Consider the following 21,373-nt stretch of genomic DNA (forward strand, 5'->3'; position numbering starts at 1 on the left):
AAATAAAAGCGGGGCGATGTGGGTGACTCCCTGCTGTGCAGGGAGATGTCCGCAGGACAGAGGGTACGGGTGCCTGTAAGGCATCGCCCCCTACAGATGTTTTTGCAAACGTGCTTTGTAGGGGCTGATGCCTACATCAGCCCGTTTTGGGTTTATATGGAATGGTTATTTAGATAAGCTAAAAGGGACTGTAGCCAGTCCCTTTTGAATATCATTTTTTCTTAGGATAGGGGACGTTATCATAGTCCTCTTTGTGTATCTTCGGGTTTCTCTTTTCGGTAATAAGCTCTGCACGGTTGAATTCCTCAGGTGTGGTGAATGTAGGAACTATCTCGTGGAGCGCCTCAACAGCCACGTCGTTGAGATTTTCGTTTGCGGCGTTGCGGAGCTTTCTCAGCTGCTTGATGAACTTTTCGCTGTCAAGCTCTATCTGCTTACCGATAAAGATAAGCTCGTTGGAGGTCTTCTGCAGTCCCTCCTCGTCCATAAGGAGTTCTTCGCGGAGTTTCTCGCCGGGGCGGAGTCCCGTGAACTTTATCTCTACCTCGTCGTACGGCTTCTTGCCGTACATACGGATAAGGTTCTCGGCAAGTCTTACGATGTGAACAGGCTGTCCCATATCGAGGACGAATATCTCGCCGCCGTGAGCTATGGCAGCAGCCTCCATAACAAGGCTTACAGCCTCAGGAATGGTCATGAAGTATCTGATAACGTCGGGGTGAGTTACGGTAACAGGTCTGCCTGCCTCTATCTGACGTCTGAAGAGCGGTATTACAGAGCCATTTGAGCCCAGTACGTTGCCGAATCTTGTAGTTACGAACTCTGTGCAGCCGTCATGCTGCTGTGACAGATACTGGATTATCATCTCGCAGCAGCGCTTTGAAGCGCCCATTACGTTGGTAGGATTCACAGCCTTGTCCGTTGATATCATAACGAACTTCTTTACCTTGTGGAACTGCGCAAGAGTTGCGGTATTGAATGTACCGATGACGTTGTTCTTGATAGCCTCCATAGGCGAGTTCTCCATAAGGGGAACGTGCTTGTGAGCGGCTGCGTGGAACACGATATCGGGCTTGTAGCGTTCAAAAATGCAGTTCATGCGGTAATAGTCTCTTACAGAAGCGATAAGCACTGTAAGATTGAGCTTTTCGCCGTACTCCATTATGAGCTCCTGCTGAACGTCGTAGGCGTTGTTCTCGTAGATATCCACGATGATAACGTGCTGAGGGTTGTACTTGGCTATCTGACGCACAAGCTCAGAGCCGATACTTCCGCCGCCGCCTGTTACCATGCAGGTCTTGCCGCTGATGAAGTTCCTGATATCCTCGTTGTCGAACTTGATAGGAGCTCGTCCAAGGAGGTCCTCAACCTTGATGTCGCGCATCTGAGTGAGGATAGGAGTGTTGCCGCCGTCGAAGATAAGGCTTCCGATAAAGGGAACTACCTTTACCTTAGCGCCTGTTCCCGAGCAGATATCGAGTATACGCTTGCGCTCGTCCTCGAGACAGGACGGGATAGCGAAGATTATCTGTTCGATGTGCTGCTGGTCAACGAACTTATGTATCTCGTGGGTAGTGCCCACAACGGTAACGCCGTTTATCTCGCTGCCTATCTTGTTTCTGTCGTCGTCGATAATGCAGACAGGATCATATACAGCAGATACTTTGTCGCCCTCGTAGGGCGAGTTCTTGGCGTTTTCTATCTCTGTGAGTATCATACGGCAGGTCTGACCTGCGCCGACTATCATGGTACGTTTGCGGCTGCCGTCGGTCTTTGACTTTGAGAACGTTACGAAGGTCTCCTTGAACAGCAGTCTGAACAGGCACACGCCTACCAGAGTTATCGCAGCCTGAACTGTCAGGAACAAAGCAGGAACGTCCTTGCGTATGATGTAGACTATGATGCCTGCTGCAAGGAAGCCGAAAACGACTCCGTTGATACAGGACAGATAGTCGCGCTTGTGGAAGAATCTCCACAGCTTGCTGTAGGCGCCGAAGATGAACAGCGTGCCGCAGCAGGTCAGTGAGCACACAGCGAAGCTCATGAGCATATCTGAGCGTCCGACGTCTGCATTAAAGAATGAAAGCGCAAAATTGGCGATCAGTGCGGCTGAAATGACGATGAATACGTCAGCAAAGGCGAGGATAATCCTGCGTATGCTGAATTTCTCAAGAGTTTTTTTCAATTTTCTTCCCCCCATATCAGCTTAAAAGCCGATTATGTTTTATTTATCCCTCTCCAATTACAACTTCTTCTGCCACGAATGGCAGCAATTCGTTTGAAGCCTTTATAACTTCGGGATCACATCTCTCCAAAAGTAAATCCCAGTTAGGGCGGCGCGTATCTGTATTATGGGCGTCGCTGCCGAAAATGATACTGCGTTTTTCGTCCTTTAGCTGTTTTAGCAGTTCAGCTTCTTTGTCGAGGAGAAACACATCGTTATTGAACTGAAAAACAGCGTCTGTCTGTAATATCCTGTCAAAATTCTCGGGCGTGTAATACGCCATATAGCGGTGTATATGAGCGATGACGACAGTCAGACCGTATTCTGACCGTATGGCGTTTATCTCCTCTGACATCCATTCCTCATAGTCACGGAAGGGCAGCTCCAGCAATATCATCTCGGAATCCTCAATTGCAAGCTTGTCTATACCGTGTATCTTTGATATACCGTGCTCGATAGCCACTTCAGCTCCGAGTGCGATATTCGGCAGGATCATATTCTGCGCCGCCGCAAGCTCCGCCATGCTCTCATAGGCGTCCTCGCGTCTCAGCAGATATTCTGTCAACGACCGTTCCTCGTGGGCATAGAAATGGGGCGTGGCGATAATACGCTCAACGCCCTGCTCTTTCATGATATTTATCATTTCCAGAGAGGTCTCTGCGTCCACAGCACCGTCGTCAAATTCGGGCAGAATATGGCAATGGTAATCTGTAAGCATATTCAGTTGTCTTCCTTTTTCTTTTTTGAACTACATTTCCCCGTATTCAAAAACAAAACATCTATCGGGGCAGCACTGCATATATTTTTCTCTGCTGCTGTTATAATTTTTCGTTAAAGCCGTTTATGGTTTTTATCTGAAAATTATCTGAAAAACGGCGTCGATATAATTATATAACAGGAAACAGCGCTTTGTCAATAGGTAACAAAAGTTAATATTAAATAATATGTAAACTCGGTAATTATATTACTAATAATAGTAATAAAAAAATACAGCTGTCATAAGACAGCTGTATTCAGAGGTATATGAGAAACTTAATTTTTGCAAATCAATTACTTAACAACAACGCCTGCGGGAACAGGAAGTGCGTTTATCTTGTTAAGGAGGAAGCACTGGATAGCCAGAGCGTCCTGAGCTGTAACGCCGTTGTTTTCGTAAACGTCAGCAGCTTCAGCAGCCTTGCCCTCAAGCTTGTACTTATTTGGGTTTGCAAGTGACTGCATGATGAGAACTACGTCAGCCATATCTACCTGACCGTCCTGGTTAGCGTCGCCGTTGCCTGTGCTCTGCTTGTCAGGAACTTTAACTGTTGTAGTTGTTGTATTGTCAGTAACGCTTGTAGTTGACTCAGTTACAGTTGTTGTGGTTGTAGATGATGTAGTAGTTGTAGTTGTTTCGCTTGTAGTAGTTGTGCTTGTTGTGGTAGTTGTTGCAGCTGTGTTGACGAAACTGATTCCCTCAAAGTCAACAAGTTCTGCCTGATACCAGATCTGAGCTTCAGCGGAAGTAAGACCTGCAGGGAATTTGCTCATTGGGAAACTAACCTTGAGAATACCTTTATCGTCAGTCTTGCCTTCCCACTCTATCTGCTCCCAGCCGTCGCCGTTGTAGCCGATAGCGCCGTTTGTATCGGTGTTGGGTTCGCCCTTGATTGTGATAACGAGAGTATCATCTGACTTAGCATTTGATAAGTCGATTGTTTTCTTCTTTGTCTTGTCAACAGGAACGTCGATCTTAACATCAGGAGCATCGAGGATAACGATCTTTTCGATGTTTGTCTTGCCTGGTGTTCTTGCCTGCATATGGTTGATAGTTGAAAGGTCGCCTGAGTAAGCCTTTGGAACCTGCTGATCTACGAGATAGTAAGCGATACCGTTGGCTTCGTCAACTGTGTAAGCTGCCATTTCAGACCAGCCCTTGTAGTCCTTATCGGAAACTGCAAGGACAGGCTGATCGCCTGTGTACTTGATAGCAACTTCCTTGCCCTTGAGGTCGTTCCATGAGATCTCCTTGCCGGGAGTTGAGTTGCCGTATTCCTTTTCCTTTGCAACATCGATCTCAGCATTCTCGAGGAATACCTTACCTGTTGAGAGATCCTGGTGGTCGTAAGTAGGCATCTTGCCCTCGCTGCCCCAAACGATAGACTTATCGTTCATGATCTCCATCATCTTGTTGATGATCGGGAGGTTGTTTTCAAACCATTCGCCTGTTTTACGGTCGATATAGCCGTGTACCTCGCCTGGGTTCTGAGTGGGATCGCTGGCGTCCTTTTTCTGTCCGTTGTCCCAGAGAACGCAGGGGATACCATATTTCTTTGTAGTCTCAAAGTACTGTGTTGTCCACTCAACACGAGCCTGTGTATTTCCAAAGTCGGAAGTACCCATTTCGCCGATAACTACAGGAACGCCCTTGTTAACGAACATATCACGGAAGTTCTGGAGGTTGTAAGCAAGGTCGTTGCTGAACTCCTTAGTGAAGGTGTCGTGGTAAGCGCCTTCCTTCTCGTTTGTGTTCATTGTGAAGTTATAAGGTGTATAAGCGTGGATAGAAACTGCAACGAAGTCGTCGTCAGGAAGCACTATCTGGTTGAGGAAAGTCTTGTCTGAGCTTGCAACGTAGCCAGGGAGCATAAGGAGACGAGTCTTAGCGTAAGGACTGTCCATGCCTCTGATGAGCTTAACGAAGTTAGCTTCGAGCTTGTTGATAACGTCAGCTTCCTTAACAGGAGTTGCAGACCACCATTCCCAAGATGTGCCCTTAGCACGTGGCTCGTTCATGCACTCAAATATGAGGTGCTGATCGTAATCCTTGAATTCTGTTGCTATCTGAGTCCAGATCTTCATGAGTCTGGGGTTGATCTCATCATAAGCTGTAGCAAGATCGGATCTGTTGATCCAGCCCTCCTCATGGTGAACGTTAAGGATAACGTACATACCGTTCTTGTAAGCGTAGTCAACTACCTGATGAACACGAGCCATCCACTGGGGATCGATGTTGTCGTTCGCGTCAAGGTGCTGGAACCATGTTGTAGGGATACGGACTGTATTGAAGCCCTTTGCCTTGATAGCCTTGAAGAGTGTCTCGTTAGCCTCTGGGCAGCCCCAGCAGGTCTCTGTCTCAAGACCGGCGCTCTTAACTGGGATATAAGTTTTGGGATCGTTAGGATCTGGCTCCTGAGCATAAGCGTCGAGGGTATTACCCAGATTCCAGCCCACCTTCATGTTTTCTGTGATCTCAAATGCTGTCATTGTCTTGTCCGCAGCGTCAGAAACAAAACTGATCGGTGCGATGCGAAGTGAAGAAAGGAGGCATACTGCAGCAGCAGAAATGCTTACGAATCTCTTCACGTTCTTTGAATTATTGAACATAAGTATCGTTCCTCCCTGAAAAAGTATCAGTAGTTTTTTTGTTAAGGTCCAGTGCAGTAAACCTTAACTTCCTTACAACTAAATTTTAGCATAAATGTAGAATAAAGTCAAGCCTGTTTGTGCAAAATGCAACAATATTTGCATAGAAATTATAGTGAAGTTTTTATTACAAATGCCAGTATAACAAGCGATAAATCGCGGTATTTGTTTCTATTATATTATTTCGTCAGATTAATTTTCAGGTATTGTTTATACTATTTCATATTATGACAATAAAATTTACATGGAAATAATTTGTTAATATGTAGGTATTTAAATTGCTATTTTTTGATGTAAATTACCATAAGAAAAAGCCCCTGCAAATGCAGGGGCTCAGGCTCATTTTTTCTTTTTCTTATTGCCGCTGTTTTTATTGGGAGCCGCCTTTTTTACAGCTTCTTCAGCTGCTTCCTCGGCTTCTTCCACAGCTTCTTCTGCGTCGGACATAAGCTCCTCGGCAGCTTTTTCAGCCCTTTCTGCTGAATCCTCAGCTTTCGTTTCAGCGGTATCGGCTGCCTTTTTGAACTCTTCATCAGCGTTTGCGATGAATCTTTCGGCGTCGTTTACCTCTTCTTCGGGCTCTTCCTCGGGTTCTTCAACGGGTATGGGAGCTACAGCGCCCTTGGATTTGATTATTTCAACCTTTTTCTTTCCCGTATCCTCGGATTTTTCGGTGTCCTTTGGCTTTTTGGGCTTTTTGGCGTCCTTGGAGTCCTTTTTGTCCTTGTCGTTCTTGGAGCTCTTGGTCTCCTCGGGTTCTTCCTCGGGCTCGTCCTCTACCTTTTCGCCCTTGAGTATCTTCTTGGCTTTGAGCTTTTCGATGAGCACCTTGTTGTGCTTTCTGTCGTACATATAGAAGAATATGAGGCAGGCAATTCCAAGAATGAGGGTTATGATTCCGATATTGAATCCCGGAGGTGTATACTTCATGGATACTGTGTGGTGACCTGCGGGAACGCGGATACCGATGAGAGTGCCGAGAACTATTACCTCGCCCTCAGCGCCTGCTTTGTTGCGGAGTATCTTCTGCTTTGAACCCTCGACAGGCTCCTCGGAGATGAGACTGTCAACTGTCCTGCCGTCTATCTTTACTTTCCAGCCGGGCTCGTAAGGGATAGTGGTCATGAGTATCTGACCGTCCTGAGCGTCAATGTCGCCTACGAGATAGCGGTCATTGGTCTTGCTCATATCGAGGTTCCACGGGTTGGCCTTGAGCTTTGCGATATCCTCTGCAAAAGCCTCTTCGTCAAGGTAGTAGAAGTTGAAGCCTGAATCTTTTCTTATCATTATGTACTCATCGCTTCCGTCGTACTGTCCGTTCGGACCTGAAGGCGGAATTGTAAGCCTGATCTCGACCTCGTCGCCTGCCTTGAATGGTCCCATTCTTACGATAGGAGATGAGTTTGTGTTGAAGTATGTGCCGTAGCCGTCATAAGCCTCTGTGCCTGACTTCTGACCTCTGTATACGCCGTCATCGCCCTTTACAGCTACCCATACGTTGGCAGCTCTTCTCATTTCAGAGCCGAGGTGCATATAGATGTTTCCGTCGTGAGGAACGGTCACGTCAACGTTTACAACTGCGTCGTCAACGCCTGCGTAAGCTTCGTAGCAGTCGTGGAGAGTGCCGTTGTTGTTGTAATCGTGGAGATATACCTTTGAGTCGTCGTAGTGTATATCGCAGTCAAAAGGAACATAGTACTGTTTCGGCTCTATCGGTACAGTGGTATAGTCTGTTGTGCTGCCTGTCATAGAGCTGAGGAAGTTGTTGAGACTGTTGAACGGGTTGTCGTTGCCCAGTCCTGAGAGGATAAGGATATCGTCGTCAGCCATATAGCCTATTCCGAGAGCGTTGGGGTTCTCGTAAACGTCGATATTGGCAGTAACGTCCTTGTCCTTCTTATATGTTGTTGAAAAACGCTTGATGTATGATGAATCAAGCATTTCCGAGCTGGAAGATCTTCTGTCGGGATCGTCGAGAATGTACTTGATACCGAGGATAGAGTCAGCAACGGGATTGCAGCCCTCATACTTTGACTCGAAGCTCTGTGTGAAGTAGCCCATAGTCTCGATGAATGTGATAGCACGTGAGTTCATTACCGAGCTGGAGTGTGAGATACCCTTGAGACCGTATGCAAGGTTATCGTTTACCATACGGTTGAAGGTCTTTTCTGCGCGGTAGAAGCCGCCGTCGTACTCTTCAAGCTCCTTGACAACGTCGGGAGCGCTAATGATGTCGGTATAGGTGTATTTGCCTGAGTTGCCGACCTCCTTGTATATCTTTCTGAAGGAGTCGAAGCAGTTATAGCCTGTTTCAAAGAAGATAAGGAGAGACATAGCAACTGTGATAGCGTTTCTGCCCTTCTTTGTCCTTGAATGGCTGTACATATATACGCCAACGATGTAGATAGCGGCAAGGATAAGACCAAATGCGATAGTACCCAGCCAGAGCTGCTCCTTGGCGTCGGAGGAATCAAGATATGCTTTGTAAGGTGTGATAGCAACGTACTTGTACTTTTCCTCGTTGTAGTTGAAGCTCTTCATCATGCCGCAGAATATAGCGGTGAGACCGCCTATGATACCGCCTGATACAAGAGCGCTCGGCAGCGACATCTTGTAGCCGTCCAGATGGGAGAATACCTCCGCAGCCATGGACACAAGAATGAATGAGAGCAGGAAAGAGTATCTGTAAGGGAGCCAGTTAGGATCCTGACCGCCGTGCCACATCATATTGATAGGCTTTACGTACATACTGAACAGCATTACGAATGTCAGGAAACCGTAGCCTATCTTGTTGTTGCGCTTTATCTTCTTGTTTGCGAAGAACAGCGGTATAAGAACGAATGTGAGCACGCCGCAGTATATCTCGGGGCGTCCGTAGAAGCGTGTTCCCTCGTCAACGTTTACCGAGTAGTACTGGTTTGGCAGCAGACAGGGGACAAGCTCAACAGGGTTGAACATCGCCTTGTAGCTGTAGTCTGGTACCGAGAAGTCGAACTTACCGAGAGCCAGTGCGTTGTAAACGGGGAGTATCATGATAGCGCTGCACATTACCGTTACCGCAGCAGCAATACCCATTCTCACGAATACGGTGAAGTAATCGCTTATGCCCTTGAATTTCCGCTGTGTTCCGAAGAATACATAGTAAAGGAAGTACAAAGCGATGAAAATGGCTATCATAAAGCCGATATAGAAGTTTGCGATGAACATTATCGCCGTCGGGATAATGAAGTTTATCTTGCGTCCGTCATCGACCAAGTATTCAACGCCGAGGATTATCAGCGGCAGGAATACAGGACCGTCTATCCACATAGGATCGATGAGCTGGATAACGACGTATGCCATCATTGCATACATTGTTGAGAACATGACAGACTGGAGAGGTTTGAGGTTCTTGGATTTCTGTGCGTATACACAGAAGGTAAGACCTGCTGCGCCTACCTTTGTCATCTGCATGATCATTACGCTTTCGAGGATCATCTTCCTCGGCAGCAGCATTACGATCAGCGTGAAGGGACTTGCGAGGTAGTATCCTATGATACCCATGAAGCCGCCCGACAAGTTTCTGCTCCAGCTGTAAAAGGCGCTTCCGTCGCCCCAGAATGCGTCTCTGAGAGCCTCGAAGTAGTAAATGTACTGACCGTTGAGGTCAAGTGTGAGCACTGAGCGCTCGCCGAACGGGTAGACATCAAAGCATATGTACGACACGAATGTCAGCATGAAGGGGACAAGAAACGACAGTATATAGAATACAGGTCGGAACTTGTGTCCGCGCTTCTCGGCTATGATGTCTGCGGCAGTAACGGCGGGTTTTGTGCTGCCGATCTTGGTGCGGGCATTGCTGTTTCCGGATTTTGTGCCCGTAGCTTTTGACTTAGCCAATTTTGTTCCTCCTTTATTTCGGGCGGCAGAAGCCATAATACCCGATTATAATACTATTTTTAATTATACTACAAAATCATATTCTTTGCAATAACATACCCGAAAATATTTTTGAAAAAATTTTTTGAAAAGGGTGAGAGATTTCGCCGTTTTTTACGTCTAATATATGGAGACATATTTTTATTAATTAATTCATATCGACAAACAATTAATTTTGTGAATTATTTATTAAATCTGTTGACTGCTTTGATACAAAGTGCTATAATAAAAATGTTCAGGTTTTTTACGCCTGTATGATCGAAGTATGTTATAGTTGATGACGGAATTATTGATTTTTCCCTGTGTGTTGCAGGCACGGAGAGGAAAACAGAAAGCTTTTCAACTAAAAAATTTATTTAAGGAGATAATAAGAAGTGGGTAAATATTTCGGAACTGACGGATTCAGAGGAACGGCAAACGAAAACCTTACAGCCGACCATGCATATAAGGTAGGACGCTTTCTTGGCTGGTACTACGGCGAGCTCAAGAGAAGAAATGACGACGAGAGCGCTCCGCGTATAGTAATAGGCAAGGATACACGCCGTTCAAGCTATATGTTCGAGTATTCTCTGGTAGGCGGACTTACCGCTTCAGGCGCAGACGCTTATCTGCTCCATGTTACTACAACTCCGTCAGTGGCTTACATTTCGAGAGTTGACAGCTTTGACTGCGGTATCATGATTTCCGCAAGCCATAACCCGTACCACGATAACGGAATAAAGCTCATCAACGGACAGGGCGAGAAAATGGAGGACGAGGTTATTGACCTTGTTGAGGCATATCTTGACGGAAACCTTGAAGCGTTCGGTCAGAAGTGGGAGGAAGTCCCATTCGCTCACGGCGAGAAGATAGGCAGAAGCGTTGACTATGTAGCAGGCAGAAACCGCTACCTTGGCTACCTCATCTCACTCGGTATGTACTCATTCAGAGGCATGAAGATAGGTCTGGACTGCGCAAACGGCTCTGCATGGAACATTGCAAAGTCTGTATTCGAGGCTCTCGGCGCTGAGACTCACGTTATAAATGCGGCTCCTACAGGAATCAACATCAACAACAATGCAGGCTCAACACATATCGAGGGACTCCAGAAGTTCGTAGTCGAGAACGGTCTTGACGTTGGTTTTGCATACGACGGCGACGCTGACCGCTGCCTCTGCGTTGACGAAAAGGGCAATGTAATCACAGGCGACCATATCCTCTACATATACGGAAGATACATGAAGGAGGGCGGACGTCTCCTCAACAATACAGTCGTTACTACTGTTATGTCAAACTTCGGTCTTTACAGAGCATTTGACGAGATAGGCATTGACTACGCAAAGACTGCTGTCGGCGACAAGTACGTTTATGAGTACATGAAGGAGCACGGCTGCTGTATCGGCGGTGAGCAGAGCGGACATATCATCTTCTCCAAGTACGCTTCTACAGGCGACGGTATCCTCACAAGCCTTAAGATAATGCAGGTCATCATGTCACGTCAGAAGAAGCTCAGCGAGCTTGCAGCTCCATTCGTTGTATATCCACAGGTGCTTGAAAATGTAAAGGTCAAGGACAAGGCTGCTGCACAGGCAGATCCCGATGTACGCGCAGAGGTTGACAAGGTAGCAGCAGAGCTTGGTGATTCGGGAAGAATACTCGTCCGCGAGAGCGGCACAGAGCCCCTTGTAAGAGTAATGGTAGAGGCTAAGGACGAATCTGTATGCCGCACCTGTGTTGACAGAGTAGTAAATGTTATCAAGCAGAAGGGACATACATTATAATATAAGCATATAAGCTCTCCGAGTTATGCGCTCGGAGAGCCATTCTGCGTTATTGGTGCAATCTGTAAAATGTCACAGAGGGCTCATTGTTCAATTTTGGCGAATTATTGGAAATTTTGTTAAGCTATTGACGATGTGCTTTTTTAGTGATATAATAGACAATACGGCGTGCTATGCCGTAATAAAGGAAATAACAATAAAACGGAGGGTAAAATGGCTAAGAATAACGAACGTAACCTCAATGTTACGATCAAAAATCAGGAAGATAATAAAGATGAAGTAATTATTTCTATTTCCGCAATATTGAAAAATCTCAAGAGATACCTTGCAATATGGATTGTTATTGCTATTATAGCAGGTCTGCTGACATTCTCTTTCTCAGCGATAAAGACTTTTTCAGCTAAGACACCTGCTAAGGCGCTTGTAAGCTTTACATATACAGGTATCGAAAAGGGACTTGACCCAAAGGGCCGCAAGTTTGAGATCGAAACAATGAAGAATCCAAAGGTCATTGAGAAGGCTCTTACAAAAATGGGCATGGATCTCAAAAAGATCGAGGACATCAGAACAAGTCTCAGCTTTGACTATAAGATACCGCAGGACGCTTACGATCAGCTCACAGCCTACAACAGCGTAATGGACAAGGCAACAAGCGGAAGCCTTTCTGCTGCACAGGCTATGCTGGATACAAAGTACTATCCGACACAGTTCACTGTAAAGTTCGATTTTGGCAAGGCAGGTCTTGACAGACAGAACGGCGTTGATTTCCTCAACACTCTTTTAAAGTGCTACGGCGAGTACTTTTATGAGGAATACGGCTACAACGAGCCTCTCGGTACAGCTGTAAAGACCGCTGATTATGAAACCTATGATTACGCTCAGCAGGTAGACCTTTTCAGAAACTCACTCAGAACAGTTAAGACCTACCTTGACAACCTTGCAAAGGACGATACAACAACATTCCGTTCAAGCGCTACAGGCTATACATTCAGCGACCTTTCTGATTACACAAAGACTATCACAGGCATTGACCTTGACAGAATATCCTCTTATATCACTGTAAACAATGTAACTAAGGATAAGGATTCCACACTTGCTTACTATAATTACAGGATAGAGAACCTCAAGCGTGACAAGGATGAGTATGCAGAGCGCCTTGCTGCGATAGAGAGCTCTATTGCTTCATATGAAAAGGATGTTGTTCAGGTATTCGGAAATGGTATTGATGATACCGAAAAGAAGCAAACTGTTCATTCCGAGCAGTATGATGCACTGTTCAAGCAGAAGACAAGCGTTGAAACAATCCTTGCACAGACAAAGCAGGATATTGACTTCTACACTTCAAGACGTGATGCTCTCCAGAACAACAAGGCAAGCTCAAAGGCTAATGTTGACAAGGTAGAGGCTGACATCGCAGACCTCAGCAAGAAGGTCGAGAAGCTTGTTGACCTTACAGAGCAGACAGCAAGCGACTATTATGAGAACGTACAGTTCGCAAACGCTTACAATATCCTTGTTCCTGCGACAAAGTCTGTAGGAGCAGGTCTCAGTCAGGCTGCAAGCGAGTCTGTAAAAACTATAGTTATAGTTGAGCTTCTTATATTTGTTATTTATCTCGCAGCTGCATTTATCGCAGCTCTCAAGTCAGAGAACACCAAGAAGCCTGTAAAGGCCGGTGCTGACGACGATGATGACGACGACGAGGACGTTGACCTCGAAGAACTGGTAGACATTATCGAGGAAGAAGCTGAAAAGGCTGAAAAGCAGACAAACGTTAAAAAGAACAAGAAAAAGTAAATGAACTATTTAGGGACTGCCTTATGGCAGTCCCTTTTCTTATGTTAAATCCACGTTAAAGAATGGCACAAATCCTTGACTTGCGGTCATATCCTGATATAATATTACTTAGAAGTGGGAAAATATATATTATAACAGGAGAAAATTATGGAAGAATTTTCTATTTTTAACATCTTCACCCTTTTGGGCGGACTTGCCTTCTTTCTGTACGGCATGAAGGTAATGTCTACAGGACTTGAAAAACTTACAGGCGGCAAGCTGGAGCTTGCACTTAAAAAAATGACCTCTAACAAAATCAAAGCACTGCTGCTCGGAATGGGCATAACTATTGCGATACAGTCGTCGTCAGCAATGACTGTTATGCTGGTAGGTTTTGTAAACTCGGGCATTATGTCACTTGAGCAGACTATCGGCGTGTGCTTTGGCTCTGACATCGGAACAACACTTACTGCGTGGATACTCAGCCTTGCAGGTGTTGACGGAAAGAATCCGTTTATAAAGATGCTCAAGCCTTCATCATTTGCACCGTTAGTTGCACTTATAGGTGTTATAATGATAATGGCAGCAAAGAAAAACAAGAAAAAGGACATAGGACGTATTCTTGTAGGCTTTGCCATTATAATGACAGGTATGACTCTTATGTCAGATGCGGTATCACCTCTTGCTGATTCGCCTAAGTTCCAGAATGTACTTACCGCATTCCAGAATCCTATCTTCGGCGTTCTTGTAGGAGCAGGCTTTACAGGCATAATCCAGAGCTCCGCTGCCTCTGTCGGAATATTACAGGCGTTTTCACAGACAGGTGCGCTGACATATGGTATGGCGCTTCCTATAATCATGGGACTTAATATCGGTACTTGCGTAACAGCTCTCATTTCGAGTATCGGAGTAAACAAAAACGCCAAGCGAGTGGCTTGTATACATATACTGATAAAGATACTCGGAACACTTATACTGCTTCCTATATCAATGATACTTGAAAGCGTGATCCATCTTAGTATATTCGATCAGACTGTTGGCTATGTCGGAATTGCGGTCATGCACTCTATATTCAATATAGCAACGACAATCATTCTCTTGCCGTTCTCAAAGCATATCGTAAACCTTTCAAAGATAATAATCAAGGACGATGCTGCCGAGGAGGAAAGCTCGAAAAAGACAATTACAGGTCTGGACACTATACTCCTCAAAACTCCTGCTGTAGCTGTACACACCTGTATCTCAGCTACAAATCAGATGGCTGAACTCACAAGAGAGACTATCCTCAAGGCGCTGGAGCTCCTCAAAGGCTACGATGAGGAAGCCTGCGACATCATAATCGAGAACGAGGACATTATCGACGGCTATGAGGACAAGATAAACAGCTTCCTTATCAAGCTGTCAAAATCCAGTATCACAGGCGCAGACAGCCGAAGTGTTTCCAAGATGATGCACTGCGTAGGAAACTTCGAGAGAATTTCCGACCATGCGGTAAATCTTGTTGAGTCGGCTCAGGAAATGCACGACAAGGGCATAATGTTCTCTGATGAATGTATCAACGAGATAACAGTCATCACCGACGCTATTGCCGAGAATATAAACAAGGCGTTTGACTCATACGTCAACAGCGACCTTGCAACTGCTCACAAGGTAGAGCCTCTTGAGGAAGTGGTGGACAACCTCAGCACTGAACTGAAAAACCGCCATATCCGCAGACTTCAGAACGACGAGTGTACAGTTGAACTTGGATACATCTTCCAGGACGTTCTTACAAATCTGGAGCGAGTATCCGACCACTGCTCCAATATTGCAGGCTGTCTTATCGAGACAGACGAGAAAAAGACTCTCCATGCTTATCTCCATGATGTCAAGGAGAATGACGAGACATTCAGAAATGAATATCGTGAGTATGCAGAGGAGTACTTCCGCAGACTCAGCGGTTCAAGCGTAAATGCATAAAATTAAGCGGCTGATTATTCAGCCGCTTTTTGTTATAATTGTAGGGGACGTCGTGAATGTGCAGGGGAGCACGGTGTGCGCCCGATAAACACGCTGCATTAATAAGGCAGATTGAACTTTCCTGCCTTCCATACGTTATCGCTGCCGATAACTACGGAGAATTCATCAGTTTCGGTATACGGAGCCTGACCGTAGTCGTCGCCGTCGTAGTAATTCTCAACGGTGAATACTATCTCATTGTCAGATTTTGACTTTATCTCGGTTACCTTTGATGATGAGTAGTAGATATTACCGCCGCGGTTTCCGCAAAGAGCATATACAGAGCCGTTCTTATCCATATAGAGAGAAGCGAGCTCGTTGGCGTGGCTGTCGCTGAATACCTTGTGGTACTCGTTCATTACATCGCTGAAAGAATGGATTTTGCTGTCGGTTACGCGGTAAAAGCGCCATGAAAGGTCGTTTTCGATGTAGTCGTTGTTGTCTGTCTCAAAGGGGCAGCCTACTGTGAACTTCATCTCTGTGCGGCAGGCGGACTCAAAAAGCGCCTGTGCAGCTGCAATAAGCGTCTTGTCGTCAGCCTTGGAGCTGTCCTCGCTGAAAACTACAGCGCCGTCGTCGTTGTACTCGAAAGCGCCGCCGCCCAGCGGATCGGGCTGCTGTGCTGCTGCCTTTGTAGTGGTCACAGCGGAGGTAGTAGTGGTTGCTGCGGTCGTTGTTGAAGCTGTGGTAGTCTCTGTGCTGTCTGCGATTGTAGTGGTTGCAGCCTCTGTGGTCTTGGGCTTGCCCTGCTGCGAAGCTGTGCCTGCCTTTTTGCCGCAGGATACTGCGCCTGCTGTAAGAGCTGCTGCTGCCATTAATGCGATTATCTTTTTCATTGTTCTTCCTCCTGTTCGTCGTCGTCAAGGACGAAATCAATAGTTCCGTCGCTGACATTTACTGCGGCGCAGACCACCTGAACGGTCTGTCCCAGTGTGTATGATACTCCGCTGAAGCTCTCTGTAAGAGAAACGGGCTCGGAGTAGTCGTATTCGCCCTCGGGGAGCGTTCTTATATGAACGAGTCCCTCCACGGTGTTGGGGAGCTCCGCATAAAAGCCGAACTCGGTAACGCCCGATATCTTAGCGGTGAAGCTCTCGCCTAAGTGAGCCTTCATGTATTCCGCCTTGTAGCAGTCCTCGCATTCGCGCTCGATAGTCACGGCGCGAAGCTCCGCCGCCGATGAACGCTCCGCGGCATTGACCGCAAAGCCGTCGTATCGCTTATGGAGCCATTCGTTGTTGTAGCCTGCCAGTATATCCGTGATTATGCGGTGTATTGCAAGGTCGGGATATCGGCGGATAGGCGAGGTGAAGTGAGCGTAGTCCTCCAGCACCAGTCCGAAATGTCCCAGCGGCTCGTGGGAGTACTTCGCCTTTGCCATTGAGCGGAGCACCAGCATATTGACCGCCTCGAATTTCTCTGTGCCTTTGGCTTCTTCCAGTATCTTAGCCGCGTGAACGGGCTTGAACTCGCTGAAATGGGGACACTCAAAGCCGTACTTCGGCAGTATCTCGTGGAGCGCCTCTGTTTTTGCTTCGGGGGGCGCTTCGTGTATACGGTACACAAAGGGGACTTTTTTGTCCTTTGCAAGCTTAGCCGCCGCTTCGTTAGCCGTCAGCATGAATTCCTCGATTATGCGCTCGGACTTTCCTCGCTCACGGGGCTGTACATCGCAGCAGATGCCGTTTTCATCTATTATGAGCTTGCTTTCCGTGGTCTCTATTTCGGGAGCGTGGCGGAGCTTTTTCTTCTCGATGAGCTTGTCTGCCAGCTCGTTCATAAGGTCGATGCTCTTGCGCACCTTTGCGTATTTCTTGGCTATCTCAGGGGACTCCGCACCTTCGAGAATGCGGTTTATCTCGGAGTAAACGCCCTTTACACGGGAGCGGATAACGCTCTTGCAGAAGCGGTAGGAGAGCATATTTCCCTCCTTGTCAAGCTCCATGAAAGCCGAAAGAGTAAGCCTGTCCTCGTCGGGATTGAGAGAGCAGATACCGTTTGACAGCTCCTTTGGGAGCATTGGTATCACCTTGTCGGCGTAGTAGATACTTGTGCCGCGCATGAGGGCTTCCTTGTCGAGAGCGCTGTTGCCCTTGACATAGTGGGAAACGTCTGCGATATGAACGCCGAGACAGTAGCCCTTTCTTGTCTTTGTTACGGAGACCGCATCGTCGAGGTCCTTGGACTCGGCGCTGTCAATGGTGAATATATCCATATCACGCAGGTCCTCGCGGTTGTTGAAGGAGTACTCCTGCACGCCGCCCTCTGCTATCTTGCGGGCTTCTCTCAGCACCTCCTCGGGGAATGCCGTGGGAGCGCCGTGTATCACCAGTATAGAAGCCGCCGATGAAGCGGCGTATTCCGAGCTGCCGAAAACGAGGGTTATCTTTACCTTGTGCTCGGCGTGGCGCCTGCCGCGGTAGACTATCTCCGCCAGCACCTTGTCGCCGTTTTCAAAGGGAACGCTTTCCTCTTTCACGATGATGACGTGATTCCTTGAAGCCGTATCGGGAACGAGGTAGGGTTTACCGTCCTCGAACTCTATCCTGCCTGTGAGCTGAGAGCTGCCGAACTCCAGTATATCCAGCACCTCGCCCTCGGGCTCTCCCGAACGGGAGGGGATAGCGGAGATGAGCACTCTGTCGTTTGGCATAGCGCCCAGCATACACTTGCCGGGGATAAAGTACTCCACGCCCTCGTCGGTAACTGCAAAGCCGAATGTCCTGCTGAGCCTTGTCACAGTGCCGGGGTATACTTTCATACGGGAGCACAGGGCGGCTTTCATGCCCTTTTTCATCATGACAACGCCCTCGGTGCGGAGCTGAGAGAAAGCCTCGGTGAAGTTCTCCCTGCCTGATTTCTTCGTCCTGCATTTGGACTCCAGCTCGCTGAGGGGCATGGATTTCTTGCCGTAAGCCTTTAAAAAGGTGACTATTTTATTTTTATAGCTCTCTACCGAAACGGGAGAGCCGCTTTTTTTCGCTGTTTGCTTTTTCTTTGGTTTTTCTGACATAAACTCTCCTTGCCTGAGGATTTCAATAAAAATTTAAGCCCCATGACCTAAGTCACAGGGCAGCTTTAATTACTTTGTGAAGATCGGTACGATGTTTACCGCAAGTACAGCAATAAAGAGAAGAATTGAAAGAGTTCTTGTGATCTTAGCAAGGATAGCTTCCTTGGTTCTGCCCTCGTTTTTGCCGTAGAATGAATCAGCGCTTGCACCTGTGAGAGCAGCAGTCATGCTGTCCTGTGATTTCTGCTCCTGTGAAAGGCAGAGGATAATGGTGATAAGGCTGATGATGAGTATAGCGATACCGCCGATGATCTCTAAAGTTGACATAAAAAACTACCTCCGAAATATACAGTTATGATTTACGGCAAAAGCCGAAATATTTCAATTAGCTTTACTATTATATCACAGAAACGGCGGATTTGCAAGAGTTTTCAGCGAAAAAGCGAGACAAAAAAACAAAGTAAAATTGTTGAAATCGTACAAGTATTATGGCTTGTAGGGGCTGATGCCTACATCGGTCCGCAGTATGCACGTAAAATAAAAGCAGCTCCCACTGGGAGCTGCTTTGTGTGTCATCAAACCTGATCTACAGGAAGTGAGCTTATAACGTTGAGGAGCTTGAGCTGGATAGCGAGAGCGTCGTTTGAAGTAACACCGTTACCTCTCTTGTGAACGTCTGCGTTAGCCTGTCCCTGCTCAGTCATATGTGTTCTGTCTGAACCGTTGATGCCGTACTTATTTGGGTTAGCAAGTGCCTGCATGATAAGAACTACGTCTGAAAGGTCAACCTGATTATCGCAGTTTGCGTCACCAAGGAGCTTAGCGTCGAGTTCCTTGTTAGGAGCTGTAGTAGTTGTAGTTCTTGTGGTTGTGGTTGTTTCCTTTGTAGTTGTTCTTGTTGTAGTAGTTGTAACTCTTGTTGTTGTTACGTTGCTTGAAGAGCTGCCTGTCTTGAGTCTTACAGCGTCGATTGTGAAGTCATCGCAGTCGATCCACCAAACACCGAACTTGATCTCTCCGCCGTACTCTGTCTGGATGATAGAAGCGATATCAGAAGGTACCTTCCATGTGATAGTGCCTGAGTTGCCGCTGATGCTCTGAGTGATCTCGTCGCCCATAGCCCAGTAACCGTTTGCACTGTCAGTTGTTGATGTACCGAACTGACCAACATACTTGCCGATGTTCTTGTTTGCAGAGATGTCAACCTGAACCTCTGTGATCTTAGCGTTTGAAGGAATATCGAAATCCTTGTATGAGAAGCCGATCATTCTTTCGTCATCGCCGAGTGCGCTGTAAGTAACCTTCTTGTTTGGCTTGATCTCATAGCCGTCGCTTGAAGATGAGCTGCTGCCGGGGTTAGAAATTGTTGTTGTTACTCTTGGCTGTGTTGTTGTAGGCTTTGTAGTTGTTGTCTTGTTTGTGCCTGAGCTTGAGCTTGCGCTCTTATGGAGAACTACCTTTTCGATAGTAACGCCGTCATCGTGTGGCCACCAAACCATAGCCTTGATAGTTGAACCTGCATCTGAAGGAATGTTATAGTCGATAGATACAGTCTTGTCGGAATTTACCTTAACGCCTGAGAATTCTTCCTGTAACCATTTGCCGTTCCATGTACCGAAACCGCCTGATACCTCAGTGTCGTTTGAATTTACCTTGAGGTAAAGAGTAACCGACTTAGCGCCGTTGTGGGCAAACTCAGCAACATTGTTTATTGCGCCGTCATCGCCCTCTTCTGTTTTTGCACCAAGCTTTGAGCCTTCAAGTACAACATCGTCATCGTTTGAAGGGGTGTTGCCCGGGTTATAAACTGTTGTGGTAGTTGTATTGTTGCCCGGATTAGGCTTAGTTGTAGTTGTTGTGGTTGTGTTGTTGCCGGGAGTTACAGTAGCGCCGCTGCCGCTGTAGATCTTCTTAACGCCCTCGATCTGTGATACAGTAGAGCCTGTCTTGTAGAAGTGGTAAAGACCAGCTGCTGCACCAACGAAACCTGCGTTATAGTCGATAGCGACCTCGTTGCCCTGATAGTCTGAACGGATATCCTTGTATGTGCCGTTAGCATCGAGAGGACCGCCGCAGAGAGCGCCTACGAGGAGGTACTTGTTGTTCTGTCCGTCGTTCTCCTTGCTTGCTCCTACATCAGGAGAAGCTGCTCTGTGGTGAGGATTCTTTGAAGAATCAGGCTTGAAGCCAACTACGAGACAGTGCTTCTGTCCGTTTGCGAAAGCCTTGTCGCCTGTGAGGTATTCCATCTGGCCCTTAGCCCATGAGGAATCAGCCTTATTGTACTTAGCTGCTACGAGTGAGCAAAGCTGAGCAGTAGCGTTGTGTCTTGCGCTGCCCCACTCGTTAGCGAAGTAGTAGTTGTTGCCGCTGAACTTGCTGAGCTCTGCTGCGCTGCCCCAGTCGCCTGTGATCTCGCCCTTGAGGATAGCAGCACCGAGCTGAACGCTTTCCCATGAGTGAACTGAGTAAGCTGTAGGACAGCCCTTCAGATCGTTGAGGTAGCTCTGATCCTTTGTTGCGAGGTAGAGCCAGCCTGCAGCCCATGCAAGCTCGTCGTCAGAGCCTGTCCAGTGAGCATCATAGAATGTACCTGCTGAGTAGAAGCTCTTGTCCTTCTTTGAGAATTCGTAAAGAGCCTTAGCGTACTTAAGGTCATCAGCGTTGCCGAAGTTTACGTAGTTAGCTGCGAGAGCTGCTGCATATTCAGCAGTTACGTTAGCAGCGCCGCCTGTTGTCCAGAGCATACGTCCTCTGTCGCCCTGAGTTTCAGGAGCACCCCAGTAGTTATGGTCTGTGTTGCCCTCGCCCTTTTCGATGAGGACTCTTGATACTGTATTTCCGTTAAGCTCTGTAGCGTCACGGAAGAATTTAGCGAATTTGTCAGTTATCACCTTGAGGTGAGCTGTCTGACCTGTTGAGTCGTAAGCGTCCTTGAATTCATAGTAGGACCAGCCGAGAGTAGAAGCTGCATAGCCCTGTGGCTGACCGAACATTACGTGGTCACCTGCGTCATGGAAGCCACCGGGAACTACATCGTTTGTATGGCAGTTGCCTCTCCATGTGAGAGCGCAGTCGGAATTGTTGCCACACATATTTGCGTCATAGAAATAGAGGGAGTACTGGAGAAGCTTTGCGTAGTTGTCGTTATCTGCCGCATTTGCTGTGAGAGAGGGAGACACCGCTGAGAGAGGTGCCGCAAGTGCGGACATAGCGACAGCGCCGCTGATGATGGCTGATTTCAGCCTGTTGAATTTGTTCATGTTATCACACTACTTT

11 protein-coding genes are annotated in these 21,373 nt (G+C 47.1%); 3 read left to right on the top strand and 8 right to left on the bottom strand.

What is annotated here, in order from left to right; genetic code table 11:
• Positions 1 to 211: 211 nt before the first annotated feature.
• The 4 genes from BT105_RS08705 to BT105_RS08720 all read right to left on the bottom strand — a co-directional run bounded on the left by BT105_RS08705 (position 212) and on the right by BT105_RS08720 (position 9,508).
• On the bottom strand, positions 212 to 2,185 hold the full coding sequence (locus BT105_RS08705; RefSeq protein ID WP_072300359.1) for a polysaccharide biosynthesis protein: 1,974 nt from the start codon (positions 2,183 to 2,185) through the stop codon (positions 212 to 214).
• A gap of 43 nt (positions 2,186 to 2,228) precedes the next feature.
• The gene (locus BT105_RS08710) at positions 2,229 to 2,942 is read right to left on the bottom strand and encodes a CpsB/CapC family capsule biosynthesis tyrosine phosphatase (protein ID WP_072300360.1); all 714 of its coding nucleotides are present in this window, start codon (positions 2,940 to 2,942) and stop codon (positions 2,229 to 2,231) included.
• A 332-nt stretch (positions 2,943 to 3,274) separates the two neighbouring features.
• Positions 3,275 to 5,590, bottom strand: a complete 2,316-nt coding sequence (locus tag BT105_RS08715; protein WP_072300361.1) for a cellulase family glycosylhydrolase — start codon at positions 5,588 to 5,590, stop codon at positions 3,275 to 3,277.
• Positions 5,591 to 5,968: 378 nt separating this feature from the next.
• Entirely contained in the window at positions 5,969 to 9,508 is a 3,540-nt protein-coding gene (locus BT105_RS08720) for a YfhO family protein (protein WP_072300362.1), read from the bottom strand.
• A gap of 413 nt (positions 9,509 to 9,921) precedes the next feature.
• On the opposite strand from BT105_RS08720, the gene glmM reads away from it, so the two are divergent.
• The 3 genes from glmM to BT105_RS08735 all read left to right on the top strand — a co-directional run bounded on the left by glmM (position 9,922) and on the right by BT105_RS08735 (position 15,042).
• A complete protein-coding gene (glmM, locus tag BT105_RS08725; protein ID WP_072300363.1) occupies positions 9,922 to 11,307 on the top strand; it encodes a phosphoglucosamine mutase in 1,386 nt (461 codons plus the stop codon).
• Positions 11,308 to 11,520: 213 nt separating this feature from the next.
• Positions 11,521 to 13,104: an AAA family ATPase gene (locus tag BT105_RS08730; RefSeq protein ID WP_072300364.1), complete on the top strand. Its 1,584-nt coding sequence runs from the start codon at positions 11,521 to 11,523 to the stop codon at positions 13,102 to 13,104.
• A gap of 147 nt (positions 13,105 to 13,251) precedes the next feature.
• The gene (locus BT105_RS08735) at positions 13,252 to 15,042 is read left to right on the top strand and encodes a Na/Pi cotransporter family protein (RefSeq protein ID WP_072300365.1); all 1,791 of its coding nucleotides are present in this window, start codon (positions 13,252 to 13,254) and stop codon (positions 15,040 to 15,042) included.
• A 98-nt stretch (positions 15,043 to 15,140) separates the two neighbouring features.
• On the opposite strand, the gene BT105_RS08740 is transcribed toward BT105_RS08735, so the two are convergent.
• The 4 genes from BT105_RS08740 to BT105_RS08755 all read right to left on the bottom strand — a co-directional run bounded on the left by BT105_RS08740 (position 15,141) and on the right by BT105_RS08755 (position 21,357).
• Complete coding sequence (locus tag BT105_RS08740) at positions 15,141 to 15,917, bottom strand: hypothetical protein (RefSeq protein WP_072300366.1); 777 nt, start codon at positions 15,915 to 15,917, stop codon at positions 15,141 to 15,143.
• Entirely contained in the window at positions 15,914 to 18,094 is a 2,181-nt protein-coding gene (gene rnr, locus BT105_RS08745; protein ID WP_072300367.1) for a ribonuclease R, read from the bottom strand. Before rnr ends, BT105_RS08740 begins: the two co-directional genes overlap by 4 nt.
• Positions 18,095 to 18,163: 69 nt before the next feature.
• The gene (gene secG / locus BT105_RS08750; RefSeq protein WP_072300368.1) at positions 18,164 to 18,421 is read right to left on the bottom strand and encodes a preprotein translocase subunit SecG; all 258 of its coding nucleotides are present in this window, start codon (positions 18,419 to 18,421) and stop codon (positions 18,164 to 18,166) included.
• 248 nt (positions 18,422 to 18,669) lie between these two features.
• A complete protein-coding gene (locus tag BT105_RS08755) occupies positions 18,670 to 21,357 on the bottom strand; it encodes a glycoside hydrolase family 9 protein (RefSeq protein ID WP_072300369.1) in 2,688 nt (895 codons plus the stop codon).
• Positions 21,358 to 21,373 lie beyond the last annotated feature (16 nt).

Source organism: Ruminococcus flavefaciens (assembly GCF_900119075.1).
Taxonomy (GTDB): domain Bacteria; phylum Bacillota; class Clostridia; order Oscillospirales; family Ruminococcaceae; genus Ruminococcus; species Ruminococcus flavefaciens_Q.

Coding starts and splice junctions, on each gene's coding strand:
- BT105_RS08710 (WP_072300360.1), bottom strand. CDS start 2,942: ATGCTTACAGATTACCATTGCCATATTCTGCCCGAATTTGACGACGGT.
- BT105_RS08715 (WP_072300361.1), bottom strand. CDS start 5,590: ATGTTCAATAATTCAAAGAACGTGAAGAGATTCGTAAGCATTTCTGCT.
- BT105_RS08730 (WP_072300364.1), top strand. CDS start 11,521: ATGGCTAAGAATAACGAACGTAACCTCAATGTTACGATCAAAAATCAG.
- BT105_RS08735 (WP_072300365.1), top strand. CDS start 13,252: ATGGAAGAATTTTCTATTTTTAACATCTTCACCCTTTTGGGCGGACTT.
- BT105_RS08740 (WP_072300366.1), bottom strand. CDS start 15,917: ATGAAAAAGATAATCGCATTAATGGCAGCAGCAGCTCTTACAGCAGGC.
- rnr (WP_072300367.1), bottom strand. CDS start 18,094: ATGTCAGAAAAACCAAAGAAAAAGCAAACAGCGAAAAAAAGCGGCTCT.
- secG (WP_072300368.1), bottom strand. CDS start 18,421: ATGTCAACTTTAGAGATCATCGGCGGTATCGCTATACTCATCATCAGC.
- BT105_RS08755 (WP_072300369.1), bottom strand. CDS start 21,357: ATGAACAAATTCAACAGGCTGAAATCAGCCATCATCAGCGGCGCTGTC.